Origin of the sequence: Chitinimonas sp. BJB300, assembly GCF_002735695.1 — a bacterium.
In the GTDB taxonomy this organism is placed as follows: domain Bacteria; phylum Pseudomonadota; class Gammaproteobacteria; order Burkholderiales; family Chitinimonadaceae; genus Chitinimonas.
This window is the reverse complement of the sequence record NZ_PDZH01000043.1, coordinates 20358-36439: the sequence shown is the minus strand read 5'-3', so window position 1 is coordinate 36439 and position 16082 is coordinate 20358. Positions and strand designations below refer to the sequence as shown.

The following is a 16082-nucleotide window of genomic DNA, read 5'->3' as shown; positions in this document are numbered from 1 at the left end:
GCTGCGCGACACCCTGGAGAAGCTACCCGCCTGGCCAAACAGCAGAATCGACGAACTGTTGCCGTTGCGGACGACGGCAGCGGCGTAGCATGCCGCAGCGTTGCTGCGTAGGTGGAAGCGCTGGACGCTTACCGAACGGCCATCAGTCGTCGGGTGAAAGAGATTCGGATGAGCAAAGCGGAGCGGATTGCAAAGTGGATGCCGAAGGAGTTGCGGGGGAACTCTAATAGTTGATTTCTATGGCGGAGAATTAGCAGGAGGCTGTGCCGCTTGTCGGAATGAGGGTCAATCCTATGAGTCTAGCCCTAAATTTCTGCCTTCCAAATTGGGGTGAAAGTTTAGGGTAATGCCATCGAAATTTAGGAGGAAAAGAGACCGAAAATTGCGATGAAAGATGACCCAGAAATGGTCAAAAATCTGTACTGAATTAGGGGCAAAAAGAGGCGGAAAAATGCTGGCAAAAATGCTGGCAATACCCACCCCAAACAGCCCCAATCCAGCCATGTAAAAAAGAGCCCGTAAAATCTAAGTTATTGATTTTACGGGCTTTTGTTGGTGGAGCCGGCGGGAATCGAACCCGCGTCCGGAAGCACTCTACAGTGAGTTCTACATGCTTAGTCTGGCCAATTGGATTTAACGTCTGACACGCCGACCGACAGGCTTGGCACACGCGAGCTACCTAAATTTAACCCTGCAACAAGTAGCCCGCTGCAGGGCGGTCTCATATAAATAACGCTGCTGCCGGTTGCCCGGCCTGACCTATGAGCAGATCAGTGCAGCGACTGGCCGGGATTAAGCGGCTAGTGCGTAAGTTTCGTCGTTTGCGACTAAATATATTCAGCGTTTAACGGGGTTCTGAGATCCCGGCATGCCCTCATCCGCTTTGCAACCCCCGTCGAAGCCATGTCGGCCCCATGGGTAAAACCGATGAAGAGTGGTGATTATACCGCTTGAATGGGTAAAAGGGCGAGTAGTTCCAGTGGATGCGCGATTCTGAGGTCGGCCCCCCATTCTTCGGGGCGGTCGGTCTCGGCGATATAGCCGTAGCCGGCCAGTACTGTTTTCATGCCGACGGCACGGCCGGCGACGATGTCGCGTTCGGCGTCGCCGACATACCAGCATTGGCTGGGGTCGACGCCGATTTGTTCGCAGGCATGCTGCATGGGGCGTGGGTCGGGCTTGGCAACGCCGACGGTATCGCCTGAAACGACCACGGCGGGGGCAATGCTAAACCCGAGTGCGGGGACGAGCCGGTCGGTGAAGCGCATGGGCTTGTTGGTGATGATGCCCCACTTGATGCCGCGCGCTGCTAGGGTTTCCAGCAGGGCGTTGATACCTTCGAACAAGACGGTTTCGTGCTGGAAGCCGTCTTCGTAGTGATCGAGAAATCGTAGGCGTAGTGCGTCGAACCCGGGATCATTTCGGTGTAAGCCGAAGCCCAACTCGACCAAGCCACGTGCACCGTGGCTGGCGATGGGCCTGATTTTTTCGTAAGGCACGGGTGGTTGGCCTTCTTCAGCCAGCAAACGGTTGAGTGCACCGCCCAGGTCTAGCGCGGTGTCGGCCAAGGTGCCGTCAAGGTCGAATAGGATGGCTTTGATCACGCGGCGCTCTTTCGGCAGGCCAGCAGGTAATTCACGGTGGCATCGTCATTCAGATGGTAGGACTTGGCGATCAGGTCGTAACCCATGCCTTTTAGTTCGACCATCTCAAGCCCGTTATTGCGGGCCATGCGGGCCAATTCGGATGGCTTGATGAACTTGGCGTATTCGTGGGTGCCGCGCGCCAACAGGCCGAGGATATATTCGGCGCCGACAACAGCGTGCAAATAGGCCTTGGGGTTGCGATTGATGGTGGAGAAGAACACCCAGCCACCGGGCTTGACCAACTGCGCAACAGCAGCGACCACGCTGGCGGGCTCGGGTACGTGTTCCAGCATTTCCATGCAGGTGACCGCATCGAAGCTGGCGGGTTCGGCTGCGGCCAGTTCTTCGACTGCGAGGCAACGGTAGTCCACTGTTACACCGCTCTCCAGGCCATGTAGCTTGGCAATTTTGAGGGACTTCTCGGCCAGATCAAGCCCGGTAACCGATGCCCCTGCCTGGACCATGGCTTCAGAAAGAATGCCACCGCCACAGCCCACGTCCAACACGCGTTTGCCGGCAAGGTTAGCATGGTTGTCGATGAAGCCCAGGCGTAGCGGATTGATTTCGTGCAGGGGGCGGAATTCGCTCTCCTTGTCCCACCATTTGTGCGCGAGGCCGGCAAACTTGGCCAATTCGGCGTCGTCGACATTGCGGTTGTTGGCGGCTTGTTCGGTCATGATGCGATTCCTTGTTAAGGCGTAACTGGCGCGGGCTTATTGCGCGGCGATGCGCTCACGCCAGTGGCGGGCACGTGACAGGATTTGGCCTATGTTCAGGGTGGTCAGTTCCCGGTTGTCCAGCAAGGCGCGGCCGTTGACCCAAACGTGGCTGACTTGTTCACGTCCAGCAGCATAGACCAGTTGCGAGATCGGGTCGTATAGCGGTTGGGTTTCAAGGCCGGATAGATTGACCGCAATGATGTCGGCTTGCTTGCCTGCCACAAGGCTACCGACTTGGTCGGCCATGCCCAGTGCCCTGGCTCCTGCCAGCGTGGCCATTTCTAGCGCGGTGGCGGCTGGCATGGCTTCGGGGTTGGTCGATTCGGCCTTGGCCAACAGGGCTGCCAAACGTAGGTCGCCTAATAAGTCGAGCTTATTGTTGCTGGCTGCGCCATCGGTGCCGATGCCGACCTGAATACCGGCAGTCTGCATGGCATGGATGCGGGCAAAGCCAGAAGCCAGCTTGAGATTGCTGGCTGGGTTGTGCGCGACATTGACGCTGTGTTTGGCCAGCAGGGCGATTTCGGCATCATTGGCGTGTACAACATGGGCGGCGATTAGGTTTGGCCCGAGCAAGCCGAGATTACGCAGTCGTTCCAACGGACGTACGCCGTACTGCTTGAGGCTGGTGTCGATTTCATCTTGGGTTTCATGGATATGGCAATGGATGCCGATATCCAGTTGTTCTGCCAGCGTGATGACCTTACGAAAGGTGTCGTCTGCGACAGAGTAGGGCGCATGCGGCGCCAGGCTGAAGTGGACCAAGGCCTCGCCGGTAAAACTATCGCGTGCAGCTAAGGCTTTACCAATGTAATCGTCGGCATTCAGGCCATAGCCGGTGGGGAATTCGAGAATCGAACAACCCACGATGGTGCGCATGCCTGCCGTGATACCGGCCCGAGCGACGGCTTCATGGTGGAAGTACATGTCGTTCACGGTCGTGGTGCCACCGCGAATCATCTCCGCCATCGCATGTACGGTGCCGTCGAAGACGAACTCGTCGGAGACATGCTTGCCCTCGGTGGGCCAAATATGGTTGTTTAACCAATCCATCAGCGCCAAGTCGTCGGCCAAGCCGCGCAGCAGGCTCATGGCAGAGTGGGCGTGCAGGTTGATCAAGCCGGGCAGGAGGGCGTGTTCAGCTAATTTCAGGTGTTCGGCATTGGCGTATTGCACGCGCGCATCAGCGCTGGACAGGATGGCAGCAATGCGTTCGCCTTCGATAACAAGGGCGTGGTTTTCCAATACAACGCCACGTGGCTCGACCGGAATGAGCCAACGTGGATGCAGGCAGATTGGTTTAGGCATCATCTGGCTCGTAAAAAGATGGCGGATTTTAATGCAGTCGGTGTACTGCCCGCCATGTTGCCAACATTAGCTTTGTTCAAGTTGTCGCCCCAAAAAGCGGGCGGGATCAATGGCGTTGACCAACTCACGCTCCAGTGGCAAGGGCTCGCCCTCGATTTGGCTGGCCAACAGTTCGGCCATGAGGCCAGACCAAACCAAGCCGCGTGCCCCAAAACCGGTCAGCGCATACAAACCGGGCCTGCGTGGCGCCAGGTGCAAGCTGCCGGTGTGTTTGGTCTGGAAGGTGGCTGGGTCGCCCAGCGGGCCAACAATCGGTAGCCGGTCGATAGTGCTTGGGCGGGCGCAAAGGCGGCCTTGGAGTTCATTGGCATCCAACCCAGCCGGGGCGGGGTCGAACATCTGCTGCAGTATGGCCAGGTTGGCTGCATGGCCATCGGCTGGTTCGTCTTGCTGCTGCAGGGGAGACGAACCCAGGCAGGCCACGCCTTGATGATTTGGGGTGAGGTAGCCCGCCAAGCAGACGACGGTTTTGCTGTCGGGCGCAATCGTGCTTGGTAGGTGGCTCACCAGTCTGCTATCTCCACGCATCAATAGCTCGGGTGCAAAGCGGGTGGTCTCGGCGGCATTGGCCAGGATCAATACCGGCGCGCTGGTCAATGAATGGCCTTGGTCGTCGTAGGCCTGCCATTCGCCATTTTCATGGACTAGCTTGGCCAGCTCGCAACCATAGCGTTGTTCCAGCGCACTGCCTGCGGCATCCAACTGGGCATCGACGAGGCTGGGTGGGTTAATCCACCCAGCCAGCGGAAACCACAGGCCGCTTGCAGCCACGGGCAAGCCGGCTAGTTCACTTGCTTCTTGGCGTGAAACGGCACGCAGCCATGACGATGGCCAATCTTGCTCTTCGGCAAGGCGCTTGAAGCGCTCGGCTTCGTCTTCTGTTCGGGCCAATTGCAGTGCGCCACATTGCGACCAATGTAGCCCAGGATATTGCGACAAGTGCTTCAGTCGCCCTAGGCCATAAAGAAAACAGGCTCGCACCAGCCGCACGTGGTTGTTATCGTCGCTGGACACCACCGGTCGATAAGCGCCAGCCAGATTGCCTGATGCTTCTTGGGCGGGTTGGGGATGCCGTTCCAGCATCGTAATGCGCCATCCGCGTGCGGCCAGACGTTCGGCAATGGCACTGCCCGCGATGCCTGCGCCCACCACGATGGCGTGACGGTGGGTATAGGTAGTGTCCGGTTGCCGAAAACCTTTAAATTGTCCCACCAACATTTGCCGTTTGCTGCCAAAGCCTGGTTGGCGTTCAATCGTAAAACCCGCTGTTTCCAAGCCACGTCGCACATCGCCGGCCACGGTATAGGTTGCCAGTGTGGCGCCATTGGCGGCGAGGCGCGTGAACTGCTTGTAGAGCGGTAATTGCCAAAGCGTTGGGTTCTTGCTGGGGGAAAAGCCGTCGAGATAAAACGCGTCGACGCGGGCTGTTAGTTTGGTCAACCAATACAGGGCATCACCCAGCAGTAGGGTGAGCGTAACCCGACCACCATCCAGTTCTAGACGGTGAATGCCGGGCATCAACATGGGCCATGCTTGAATCAGCATGGTACCCAGTTCAAGCAGGGCGGGCTCGTTGGCAAACAGCTTGGTGTAGAGGGTGGTGAGGTCGGTGGCGGTAAAAGGGTGCAGCTCGCACGAGACAAAATGCAGGCGTTCGCTGCGCTCTTCGTCGGCACGCCATGCCGCCCAGGTGGCGATAAAACTCAAGCCCAGGCCGAAACCGGTTTCGCAGATGGTGAATGCGCGACGTTTTCTCCAGCGACCCGGTAAGTCATTCCCCGCCATGAACACATGTTGTGCCTGAGCAATGCCGCCATCCGCTGTGTGATAAACATCATCGAAGGCGGTGGAGTAGGGGATGCCGTCAGCCGTCAGTGCCAGCTGGGCGGATTGAATTTGGGGAAAAGGCGTGGTCACGACTTCAGACTTTTGCTAGGGCTGCCAAAAACAATGGGAGCCAGCGCTCCCATTGTTTTACCTGAACAGATCAGACTCAATCCTCGCGGCGCATTTGTGGGAACAAGATGACATCGCGAATCGACGCGGCATCGGTCAGCAGCATCACCAGGCGGTCGATACCGACACCCAGGCCACCGGTAGGGGGCAGGCCGTGCTCCAAGGCACGAATGTACTCGGCGTCGTAGTGCATGGCTTCTTCATCGCCGGCATCCTTCTGACGTACCTGGTCGAGGAAGCGCTCGGACTGTTCTTCCGGGTCGTTCAACTCAGAAAAGCCGTTTGCTAATTCGCGGCCCACGGCGAATAGCTCGAACCGTTCGGTAATGCCGGGGCGGGTGTCTGAGCCGCGCGCCAGCGGGGAGATTTCGACCGGGTAGTCGATGATATAGGTCGGGTCCCACAGCTTGGTCTCGGTCGTTTCTTCAAACAGGCTGAACTGGAGCCCTGCAATACCGCTGGTGGCAAAACTCTTGCCGCCAAGCCGTTCGATCTCGCCTTTTAGCCAGACGCGGTCGTTCAGCTGTTTTTTGGTGTACTCGGGGTTGTGCTGGAGAATGGCTTCTTCCACAGTCAGCCGCTCGAAAGGCTTGGCGAGGTCGACGATCTTGCCCTGGTATGTCACGGCGGTATGACCGACCACTTCACGGGCGGCATGGCGGATCATCGCTTCGGTCAAGTCCATGATGCGGTTGTAATCGGCATACGCTTCGTAGCTTTCCAGCATCGTGAATTCGGGGTTGTGGCGTGTGCTCATCCCTTCGTTGCGGAAGTTGCGGTTGATTTCGAACACGCGCTCCATACCGCCTACCACGAGGCGCTTCAAATACAGCTCCGGCGCAATACGCAGGTACAGCGGCATGTCGAGCGCATTGTGATGCGTCACAAATGGTTTGGCCGCGGCGCCGCCCGGAATCGGGTGCATCATCGGTGTTTCGACTTCAAGGTAACCTTCGTCACTCATGAACTCGCGAATCTTCTGCACGATCTTGGAGCGCTTGATAAACGTATCGCGGCTTTGGTCGTTGGTGATCAGGTCCAGATAACGTTGGCGGTATTTCTGTTCCTGGTCGGTCATGCCATGGAATTTCTCTGGCAGCGGGCGCAGGGCCTTGACCAAAAGACGCAGCTCGGTGACTTGCACGCTGAGCTCGCCCGTCTTGGTCTTCATCAGGGTGCCGCTGGCACCCAGAATATCGCCAAGGTCCCAGGTCCTGAATGCAGCCAGCGCGGTTTCGCCGACTTTATCCAACGAGATATACAACTGGATACGGCCAGATTCATCCTGGATGGTGGCGAAGGCGGCCTTGCCCATCACCCGCTTCAACATCATGCGGCCAGCGACCGATACCTCGATCAGGTCTGCCTCCAGCACTTCCTTTTCCGCCGCATCGTACTTTGCATGCAGATTGCCCGCCCTGTTCGCGGGTTTGAAGTCGTTGGGGAAGGCGATACCTTGCTTGCGGATTTCCGCCAACTTGGCACGACGTTCAGCAATCAGCTGGTTTTCGTCTAGGACGAGCGGGGTTTGTTCTTCGGACATAGGTGTATACGGCTCTGACTTGGTTATTTGAGGCGCTGTTGTTCTAGCAAATCTTGTATAGGACGACCTGGCTTGCCAAGCCAGAGACGATCGGGGTGCGCTGCTTTATCGAAGCTGCGCCAGAACAGGCCATAGGCGTTCTGTTGGGCAGGAAGGTAAAGCAAGACGTAGCCTTCATTCGGGCAGCCATGCGGTTGACAGCCTTGATATACCCAACCGTCTTGACCATTGATGATGACTCGCTCGCCGGGGGAGACTACGCCGAGATTATTGACCCATGGAGCCACTTTGCTCGCTTGACGCAGTAACGGGCGCATTGCCTTTTTGAAGGCAGGGTCTGTCAGCTCAACTTCGTAAGCATAACGTGTGTAAGGGGCCTCGCTGGCGGCAACGGGTATGGCCGATAACACCATCATCAACGGGAGAACGACGTATCGCAACATGATTACACGCCTTGCTTCAGGCTGGCCTGGATAAAGATATCGAGGTCGCCATCCATCACGCCTTTGACGTTGCCCACTTCGACATTGGTGCGCAAATCTTTCACGCGGCTTTGGTCGAACACGTAGGAACGAATTTGGTGTCCCCAGCCTATATCGGATTTGCCAGCTTCCAGTGCTTGCTGGGCTTCCATGCGTTTGCGCAGCTCGGCTTCGTAAAGCTTGGCACGCAGCATTTGCATGGCTTCGTCTTTATTGCGGTGTTGCGAACGGTCGTTCTGGCACTGCACGACGATGTTGGTTGGCACGTGGGTGATCCGCACCGCTGAATCGGTCTTGTTGATGTGCTGACCACCCGCGCCCGAGGCACGATAGGTATCGATACGCAGGTCGGCCGGGTTGATTTCGATTTCGATGCTGTCATCGACTTCTGGGTAGATGAACACGCTGGAGAAGGAGGTATGCCGGCGGGCATTCGAATCGAACGGAGATACCCGCACCAAACGATGTACGCCGGTTTCAGTGCGTAGAAAGCCGTAGGCATAGTCACCAGTAAGCTTGATGGTGCAGCTGGAAATGCCGGCGACTTCACCGTCCGACTCTTCCATGATCTCTACTTTGAAACCTTTGCGCTCGCCATAGCGCAGATACATGCGCATCAGCATGCCGGCCCAGTCTTGGGCCTCGGTGCCGCCAGCGCCAGACTGGATGTCGATAAAGCAGGCATTGGGGTCCATCGGGTTGCTGAACATGCGTCGGAATTCAAGCGCGGCTACTTTGCGCTCCAGCTCGGCAACATCGGTTTCGATGGAGGCCATCGTGCCCCAGTCGGCTTCGGCCTTGGCCATATCGAACAGGTCGCGGCCATCGGCAACGCCACTGGCGAGTTGGTCCAATACAAGCACCACGTCTTCCAGCGCCTTACGCTCGCGCCCGATTTCCTGGGCGCGCTTCTGGTCGTTCCAAATGCTGGGGTCTTCCGAGAGGCGACTTACTTCTTCCAGGCGGTCTTTCTTCCCGGGGTAGTCAAAGATACCTCCGCAGTTCGTCGCCACGGGCGGCGAGATCGGCGAGGGCGTTTTCAATGGCGTTGAGCTGTTCGGCTTCCATGGCGGCGTCTGCTGAAATCTGAATAAACCGCGAATTATACCGGAGCCGGGCAAGCAGGTTGGCCTGCTATTTGTGCAATTTTGCGCCAACTCGCTATTCCGCCAAAGGCGTTTACGGGTGAGCGGCTTGCCAGTGGGGGATTATAGATGGGATATGGCGATATTGAGCCCTGCCAGAAGCTGATTCAAAACTCGGGCCAGTTGGTCGAGTTCTACCGTGATGTTGGGTGCTGTCGGTTGTTCGAGCTTGCTCTCGATGTCGGCTGCCAATCGTTGCACTTCTGTTGCGCCGATCAAGCCGGCCACGCTTTTCAGGGTATGGGCCAGCCGATGTGCCAAGGCCAGTTCATTAGGCAAGGCGGTGCGAATGCGTTCAGTTACGCCAGCTTGTTCCTTGTAAAAGCGTTGCAGCAAGGCAAGATAAAGTGTTTTGTCGCCCAGTGTACGGGCCAGGCCGCTGACCACATTCAAGCCGGGCAGATCGGGTAGGTTGACATCGGTTGAGGTTGCATCCACTACGGTGACGCTATGTCGTGCCGCCCAGTGGGCAACCGTATCGAATAAGGCCTGCGGTGTGATGGGCTTGGCGAGGTGATCGTTCATGCCCGAATCCAGGCAACGCTGTTTTTCTTCCAGCAATGCATGGGCCGTCATTGCAACCACGGGGAGATCGGTAAGGCTGGGCTCTGCGCGAATCGCCCGGATAGTGGCAAAGCCGTCCATGACAGGCATCTGTACATCAAGCAGCACCAAATCGAATGGGGCGGGCTCGACAGCCAGCAGCTTGTCGAGCGCCTCTCTGCCATTGTTCGCCACGGTGACGTTGACACCAGCGGCTTGCAACAACTCCTGGGCAATCTGTTGGTTGATTTCGTTGTCTTCCACCAGCAATACCCGTACGCCGCCAAAGCTCGGCAGGCTGCTCGGGGTTTCGGGTGTGGGTTGTTTGCTGGGTGTGGTGGCGGCCTGGAACAAGGCCGTGAAGTGGAATAAGGCGCCTTCGCCTACACGGCTTTGCACGCCGATTTTTCCCCCCATCATCTCTACCAGTCGGCGCGAAATGCTCAGGCCCAGACCGGTGCCGCCAAATTTGCGTGTAGTGGAGCCATCAGCCTGGGTGAAGGCCTGGAACAACCGGGTGACTTCCTCTTCGGTCATGCCGATGCCGGTATCGCGTACGTTAAAACGAATTCGAATACCGCGGGTATCCTGCTTCTCCAGCGCGGCGCTGAGTGTTACCTTTCCCTCCTCGGTAAACTTGACGGCGTTATTGAGCAGGTTGATCAAGATCTGCCCAAGGCGTAGCGGATCACCCTTAAGCCGTTGCGGGATATTGGCGGGGATATCAAACGTATAGCCCAGCCCTTTGGCATGGGCACGTGCATTGGTGACGGACGCCACATTGGCCAGTACATCATCAAGGTCGAAATCAACTGATTCCACATCGAGCCTGCCGGCTTCGATCTTGGAGAAATCGAGGATATCGTTGATTACCCCCAGCAAAGACAGGCCGGCGTTGTGGATCTTGTCGATATAGTCGCGTTGCTTGGGGGTGAGTGGCGTCTTGAGCGCCAAGTGGGCCATGCCGATGATGGCATTCATCGGTGTGCGGATTTCATGGCTCATGTTGGCTAGAAACATGGATTTGGCGCGAGTTGACTCTTCTGCATGCTTGCGGGCGGCTTCGGCTGTGCGCAGGTCGCTCTGAATGCTGAACATCAGCAATTTGGTGCGCGTTGCCTGTCCCTGTGCTTTTTCATACAGACGGTGATAGCGCTGGTAATCTAGCAAGGCGGCCTGCCAGTGACCCTGCGCGGCATGAATTTCAGCCAAGTCATTGCAAGCCCGCATAGGCATGAAGGTGTAGCCCATCTCGCCGGTTTCATCAATGGCGCGATTGAGGTACTGCACGGCTTTGGCCAACATACCCTGCCGGTAATGCAGATGCCCGCAGGCCCACCAGATGTAGGGCCGCAGATGTCTTTCCTCGTAGCTGTCTATTTCGGCTAACGCTTGCTGGCAATAGGTTTGGGCTTCATCCAGCTTTACCTGATGCGCCAAGGTATAACATGCCACCGCAAGGAAAAATCCGCGGTTGGAGGGCGATGCGTGCTGGAAGGCGGGCGAGGGCGGCAAGAAGGGCGCAATGACGCCGTGGGCGCCTTCAATGTCATCACGGGACAGCTTGCATAGTGCGAGTATGAAGCAGATAAAAGGCACCAGCCAGTCTTCGTCACAGTCCTGGGCGAGTTCATAGGCCTGCCAGAGCGTTGTTTCGCCATCGTCGGCATTGCCGCAGATATAGAACAGCTCGCCGATATTGCAGCTAATCTGCGCTTCCCGCGCCCGCAGCCCCAGGGTTCTTGCCGCTTCCAGTGCCGCGTAGAAGTGACGCAGCGCTTCATCGGTCAGCCCACGTTCCTGCGCGATGATGCCCAGGGTGTTCAGTGCGAGCACGCTGCCCAGTTCGGGCTTTTCCGGCAGGATAGGCAGGATATAGCGCTGGCCGTATTGGTAGGCTTCTTCGACTTTTCCGAGCACGCGGTAGACAGCGCTCAGGCCATAGCGGCTGAGTAACAACCCTTCCTGCAACTGATGTGTGCTGAAAGCGTCATCGAGACGTTGGAAGGTCGCCACGGTATGGGCATTCCGGTCGTCAAAGAAGTCGCAGAGTGCCTGCACCAGCTCGCCATAGAGGGTGGGGGCGATCTGGTCATCGCGCTGACCTTGGGCCTGTAGTTCGCGACCAATTCGCCGGCCTTGCTCGGGCTGGTCACGCATAATGCTGAGTGCGCGCTCAAACTGTGGCCGCCAGTACTGGCTTGAATGGGTGGTTGGCATGATTGGGTTGTTCGATCCGATGTCGATTATAGTCCAGCCCGTCCGGCCAACACACCGAGCAGCGCATGGGCAGCGGCGTAGTCTCGTTCAGCTACTGCTTGTTCGACTGCAGCAAAGGCATGGCCGAGGCCCTGGCGCAGCAGGGTGGTGTGTTGCTCCACCAAGGCATGTGCAGCTTGGTTTTGGCTTTGAAGCTGCGAATCCAGTTGTTTGACAACCTCGACCAGCCCCAAGGCGGTTGTTACAGGTGTTGCGGCGGCGGTGAACCACTGCGTCAATCCTTGGCAGAGTGGTTGCAAGGCTCGTTCCAGTGTTTGTATCGCCTCGCCGAGTGAGGCGGCCGTCCCGTTGGCGACAATGCCCGCTTCGATGACGCCCGCCAATGCAGCGATGTCGTGGGCGCCCAGATTGGCTGAAACGCCTTTGATCGAATGGGCTTCGCGTTCCGCCGCTTCGCGATCGGTATCGAGCAAGTCGTGGATCCGGGCGGCACTATGCAGAAAGCGCTCGCTATACTGGCCCAGTAATTTCCGATAGAGCTTCATATTGCCGGCCACCCGGCGCAAGCCATCCTGGCTGTCCAGTCCGGCCAGTTGCGGCAATCCGACCTGGGCAGGCGGTTGCGTGGGTGCAATCGTCTGCTTGTTGACCCAGCGATGTGCGCAGGCATACAGCGTATCGGGTTCGATGGGCTTGCTGATATGGTCCTGCATGCCTTCCCGCAGGCAGCGCTCTCGTTCTTCCACCATGGCGTGGGCAGTCATGGCGACGATGGGTAGGGCATCGAAGCGGCGATCGGCGCGAATCGCCAAGGTGGCTTCATGTCCGTCCATGACTGGCATCTGCAGGTCCATGAACACCATGGCGTAATAGTCAGGACCTTGCCGGTGCAGCTTGTCGAGTGCTTCTTGCCCATTGCCGGCAACTTCGATGCTAAGGCCGATGCCTTGCAGCAATTCTGCGGCAATCTGCTGGTTCACTTCGTTGTCCTCCACCAGCAAAATACGGATGCCATCTAGTCCTTGCACTTTCGCCGGGGTCGAAGCGGGTACGGCGACCTCGGCTTCCTTTGAGCCAAATAGCGTGATGAGGGTATCAAACAGGCTGGAGCGGTTGACCGGCTTGAGCAAAAAGCCGTCGATGGCTGCCTGCTCGGCGCGGTGACGGACTTCTTCGCGGCCGAAGGCGGTGACCAACACGATCAGGGGGATTTGCTGCAGGCCCTGGTCTTGTTTTACCAGACGTGTCAGCTCGATCCCATCCACTCCCTTCATCTGCCAGTCGGTCAGCACGACCCGGTACGGCGAGTTGCTGTCGGCAATGCGGATGGCGCGCAGGGCGGCCGCGCCCGAGTCGACGGCATCCACATGGAATGGCATCTCACTGAGCGCATCAACCAGCACCTCGCGGGCCGTCTCATTGTCATCGACCACCAGCACCCGCATGTCGTTGAAGGCGGCAGGCAGAATTCGTTTGGGGCGTGCTTTGTCGCCACCGTAGGCAAGTTGAATGCTGAACAAGAATTGGGACCCCTGACCTTCAATGCTCTGAACTGAAATTTGCCCGCCCATCATTTCAACCAGCCGGCGGGAGATACTTAAGCCTAGCCCGGTTCCACCAAAGCGACGCGTTGTGGAGCCGTCTGCCTGCTGAAAGGCCTGGAACAGCGTTGCCGCCTGTTCGTGGCTCATGCCGATGCCGGTATAGCTGACACAAAAACTCAATTGCACCCCGCTGGCCTGCGCGTTTTCAAGCTTTGCGCTAAGGCGTACTTCACCATATTCGGTGAATTTGACGGCGTTGTTGATCAGGTTGATCAGGATCTGCCCCAGACGCAGTGGATCTCCCTTCAACCGGCGCGGCACTTCCCGCGGGATATCAAACAGGTATTCCAGCCCTTTTTCCTCTGCGCGGGTGCTGGTGATAGCGGCCACATTGGACAGGACTTCGTCCAGGTCGAAATCAATCATCTCTACATCCAGCCTACCTGCTTCGATCTTGGAAAAGTCGAGAATATCGTTGATCACCCCGAGTAGTGATACACCTGCCGTATGGATTTTGCTCACGTAGTCGCGTTGCTTGGCGGAAAGTGCGGTTTTTTGCGCAAGATGGGCCATGCCGATGATGGCATTCATGGGCGTACGGATTTCATGGCTCATGTTTGCCAGGAAAAGCGACTTGGCATGTGTGGCGTTTTCGGCCTCTTCCTTGGCAGCGCGTAGCGCCGCGGCTTGCTGGTGCGATTCGGTGACATCCATCCAGAAGCCATTCCACACCCAGGTGCCATCCTCATGCCTGCTGCAAGTAGAACGAGTATGCACCCACAGCAGCTTGCCTTTGACCTGCAACCGGCTTTCAAAGTCGGTGCCGGTCTTGTCGGTAATGGCGCGCTGCAGGAATGCCTGCCCGGTGATCCGGTCCTCCGCTACCATGCAACGCCAGCGGGTCGTGGCGTCTTTTTGTAGTTCGTAGTATTCCACGCCGATAATGTCGCGCACCTTGGCGCTCGCGAAGGGGTAGTGCAGATGGCCATCGGGCTCCAGGCGCAGCTGGAAGATGGCGAGCGGCAGCGCGTCCGACAGATCAATCAGTCGCTGACGCGAGTCCTGTGCCAGGTCGCGCGCGCTGGCCAATTCCGCACTGGCCCGCTGGCTGTCGGTAACATCCTGCCAATAGCCATTCCAGATCAGCTTGCCGTCGCGCTCCAGGCTGGGCCTTGCTTCGCCCCATACCCAGCGTTGTTCACCATCGCTGCGGCGGATACGGAATGATTGCTCCCATGGTTGGCGCGCTGCGATGGCAGCGTTGATTGAATCCCGTACGCTTTTCAGGTCGGATGCAACAATCAGGCTGAAGGCTTCGTTGATGTCGGCAACGATGGTTTCCGGTGCGCAACCAAATTCCTGCCATTGGGAATTCGCAAAAATAATCCGGGGCGCGTTGGCATCGATACGCAACTGGAAAACGGCCAGGGGCAGTTTGTCGGTGAGCTCTCGGGCGCGTACTTCCGCCGCCGCCAGGGCGGCTTCGTTTTGCTTACGCTCGGAGATATCGCGAATAAAAGCGGTGGTATGCCGGTTTTCACCATGCTGGTAGGCGGTCAGTGCCAACTCAATCGGTACCCGGTGGCCATGCGCATGCACGGCTTCCAGCTCCACAACCTGGCCGGGCAAGGTGCCCTGGCCTTGCTCAAGAAAGTAGGCAATGCCGACATTGTCCCGATTGCACAGGGTTTGCAGCGGTAACAGGCTGTCTATATGTCGCCCTAACGCTTCCGCACGTGTCCAGCCGAATATCGTTTCCGCAGCAGGATTCCAATAACGGATGAGGTAATGGCTGTCGATGCTGACGATGGCTTCAGGGGCGGCGGATAGAAGGGTCTCGATCCGAGCTTGTTCAACCTGATGGGCGAGTGCCGAGGCCAGGTCGCGCTGCTGCTGCATCACGACACTGACCAGCAGCGTGAGGGTGGAGAGGCTGAGGAGAAATAGCCCCAATGACGCCACCTGGGTCAGTGGGTCGTGGTGCGATGTGTCTGGCCCTGATAGTTGCAGGCCCAGCGTGATCAAGCCTGTCACCAGGATGGTGGAGTGGACAAACAATGGCTGGAATCGAATCGCCGCCCATACCAACAAGGGAAGTGCGAAGAAGCCTATCAGTTCGACGGGTAGGGGGGCATAGCGGGCCAGCCACCATGCCAGCACGGTGAATGCCGCCCCAGCGGCGATAAATGCGCATTGTGGCCGGGTCAGCTTCAGGGGGGCAGCCCAATAGCCGGGCAGCATGGGGAGTCTGGCGCGGACCTGTGGATCTAGCCGCAGCGCCCACGACAGCAAGGCTGGCAGGCAGACCAGTGCGCCGAACAGGTCGCCCAAGGCGGCTTGCAACCAATGGGCGGCCCAACCTTGCTGCGTGCAGATTTGCAGCTTAGCCCAGCCACAGTAGGCCAGGGTGGAAAGACCCGCATTGCAGGCGGCGTAAAGCAGCGCCATCACCATCAGCATGACATTGGCGCGCAGCGTGCTCAAGCTCAGGTCCAGCGCCTCACGTCTGGCCAGCCAAGCTACGGCACTGGCGGAAATCAGCATGCTGGCCGGTTCTATCAGCCCGTTGCCATAGCGCGCCATGTCACCGAAATTGACGGCGACGTAATCGTAAAAGATATAGAGCGCCACCCCGAGCAGGCTTCGAGGTCCGTACAAGAGCGCTGCACCCGTGGCAACCGCCGCGGGTGGCCAGACAGGGGTAAGGTAGCGCTGGTCGATAAAGGCAAAGCCGATTTGGGCGGCAAGCCAATATAGGGCAACGATAACAAGGGCGCGTAGCAGATAGGAACGTTGGGTGAGGAGCATGCAAATGGAGCGTTATCGACAAATGGGCAACCTCGTGGCGATGTATGGCAACGGGGCGAGTGCAGGCTGCGAATGAGTTTAACAGTCATTACTGACCGAGCCCGACTG

The 16082-nt window shown here is 57.9% G+C and carries 9 protein-coding genes and 1 other RNA gene; all 10 read right to left on the bottom strand.

The annotated features are described in order from the left end of the window. Window positions 1–553: 553 nt before the first annotated feature. Window positions 554–914, bottom strand: a transfer-messenger RNA (tmRNA) gene (gene ssrA / locus CSQ89_RS09340). 27 nt (window positions 915–941) lie between these two features. Continuing rightward, on the bottom strand, window positions 942–1604 hold the full coding sequence (locus tag CSQ89_RS09335; protein ID WP_099405891.1) for an HAD family hydrolase: 663 nt from the start codon (window positions 1602–1604) through the stop codon (window positions 942–944). Next, window positions 1601–2323 (bottom strand): bifunctional 2-polyprenyl-6-hydroxyphenol methylase/3-demethylubiquinol 3-O-methyltransferase UbiG, encoded by a 723-nt coding sequence (ubiG, locus tag CSQ89_RS09330; protein ID WP_099405890.1) that lies wholly within the window; start codon window positions 2321–2323, stop codon window positions 1601–1603. Before ubiG ends, CSQ89_RS09335 begins: the two co-directional genes overlap by 4 nt. A 36-nt stretch (window positions 2324–2359) precedes the next feature. After that, window positions 2360–3676 carry a TRZ/ATZ family hydrolase gene (locus CSQ89_RS09325; protein ID WP_199065372.1) on the bottom strand — a complete coding sequence of 439 codons (1317 nt, stop codon included), beginning with the start codon at window positions 3674–3676 and terminating at the stop codon, window positions 2360–2362. A gap of 63 nt (window positions 3677–3739) precedes the next feature. Beyond that, window positions 3740–5650, bottom strand: a complete 1911-nt coding sequence (gene mnmC / locus CSQ89_RS09320; RefSeq protein WP_199065369.1) for a bifunctional tRNA (5-methylaminomethyl-2-thiouridine)(34)-methyltransferase MnmD/FAD-dependent 5-carboxymethylaminomethyl-2-thiouridine(34) oxidoreductase MnmC — start codon at window positions 5648–5650, stop codon at window positions 3740–3742. Window positions 5651–5726: 76 nt separating this feature from the next. Further along, on the bottom strand, window positions 5727–7232 hold the full coding sequence (gene lysS, locus CSQ89_RS09315; RefSeq protein WP_099405889.1) for a lysine--tRNA ligase: 1506 nt from the start codon (window positions 7230–7232) through the stop codon (window positions 5727–5729). 23 nt (window positions 7233–7255) lie between these two features. Then, window positions 7256–7675 (bottom strand): Ivy family c-type lysozyme inhibitor, encoded by a 420-nt coding sequence (locus CSQ89_RS09310; protein ID WP_099405888.1) that lies wholly within the window; start codon window positions 7673–7675, stop codon window positions 7256–7258. 2 nt (window positions 7676–7677) lie between these two features. Next, window positions 7678–8782 (bottom strand): peptide chain release factor 2 gene (prfB, locus tag CSQ89_RS09305; protein WP_139023001.1). Its coding sequence is split into 2 segments (ribosomal slippage): window positions 7678–8700 and window positions 8702–8782, totalling 1104 coding nucleotides; the frame shifts between segments, so codons are not numbered across the junction. A gap of 140 nt (window positions 8783–8922) precedes the next feature. Beyond that, the gene (locus tag CSQ89_RS09300; RefSeq protein WP_099405887.1) at window positions 8923–11622 is read right to left on the bottom strand and encodes a response regulator; all 2700 of its coding nucleotides are present in this window, start codon (window positions 11620–11622) and stop codon (window positions 8923–8925) included. 26 nt (window positions 11623–11648) lie between these two features. After that, on the bottom strand, window positions 11649–15974 hold the full coding sequence (locus CSQ89_RS09295; RefSeq protein WP_099405886.1) for a response regulator: 4326 nt from the start codon (window positions 15972–15974) through the stop codon (window positions 11649–11651). Window positions 15975–16082 lie beyond the last annotated feature (108 nt).

Excerpts from the sequence above, each read along its gene's own strand:
- ubiG (WP_099405890.1), bottom strand. The coding sequence starts at position 2,323 with ATGACCGAACAAGCCGCCAACAACCGCAATGTCGACGACGCCGAATTG.
- CSQ89_RS09325 (WP_199065372.1), bottom strand. The coding sequence starts at position 3,676 with ATGATGCCTAAACCAATCTGCCTGCATCCACGTTGGCTCATTCCGGTC.
- lysS (WP_099405889.1), bottom strand. The coding sequence starts at position 7,232 with ATGTCCGAAGAACAAACCCCGCTCGTCCTAGACGAAAACCAGCTGATT.
- CSQ89_RS09310 (WP_099405888.1), bottom strand. The coding sequence starts at position 7,675 with ATGTTGCGATACGTCGTTCTCCCGTTGATGATGGTGTTATCGGCCATA.
- CSQ89_RS09300 (WP_099405887.1), bottom strand. The coding sequence starts at position 11,622 with ATGCCAACCACCCATTCAAGCCAGTACTGGCGGCCACAGTTTGAGCGC.
- CSQ89_RS09295 (WP_099405886.1), bottom strand. The coding sequence starts at position 15,974 with ATGCTCCTCACCCAACGTTCCTATCTGCTACGCGCCCTTGTTATCGTT.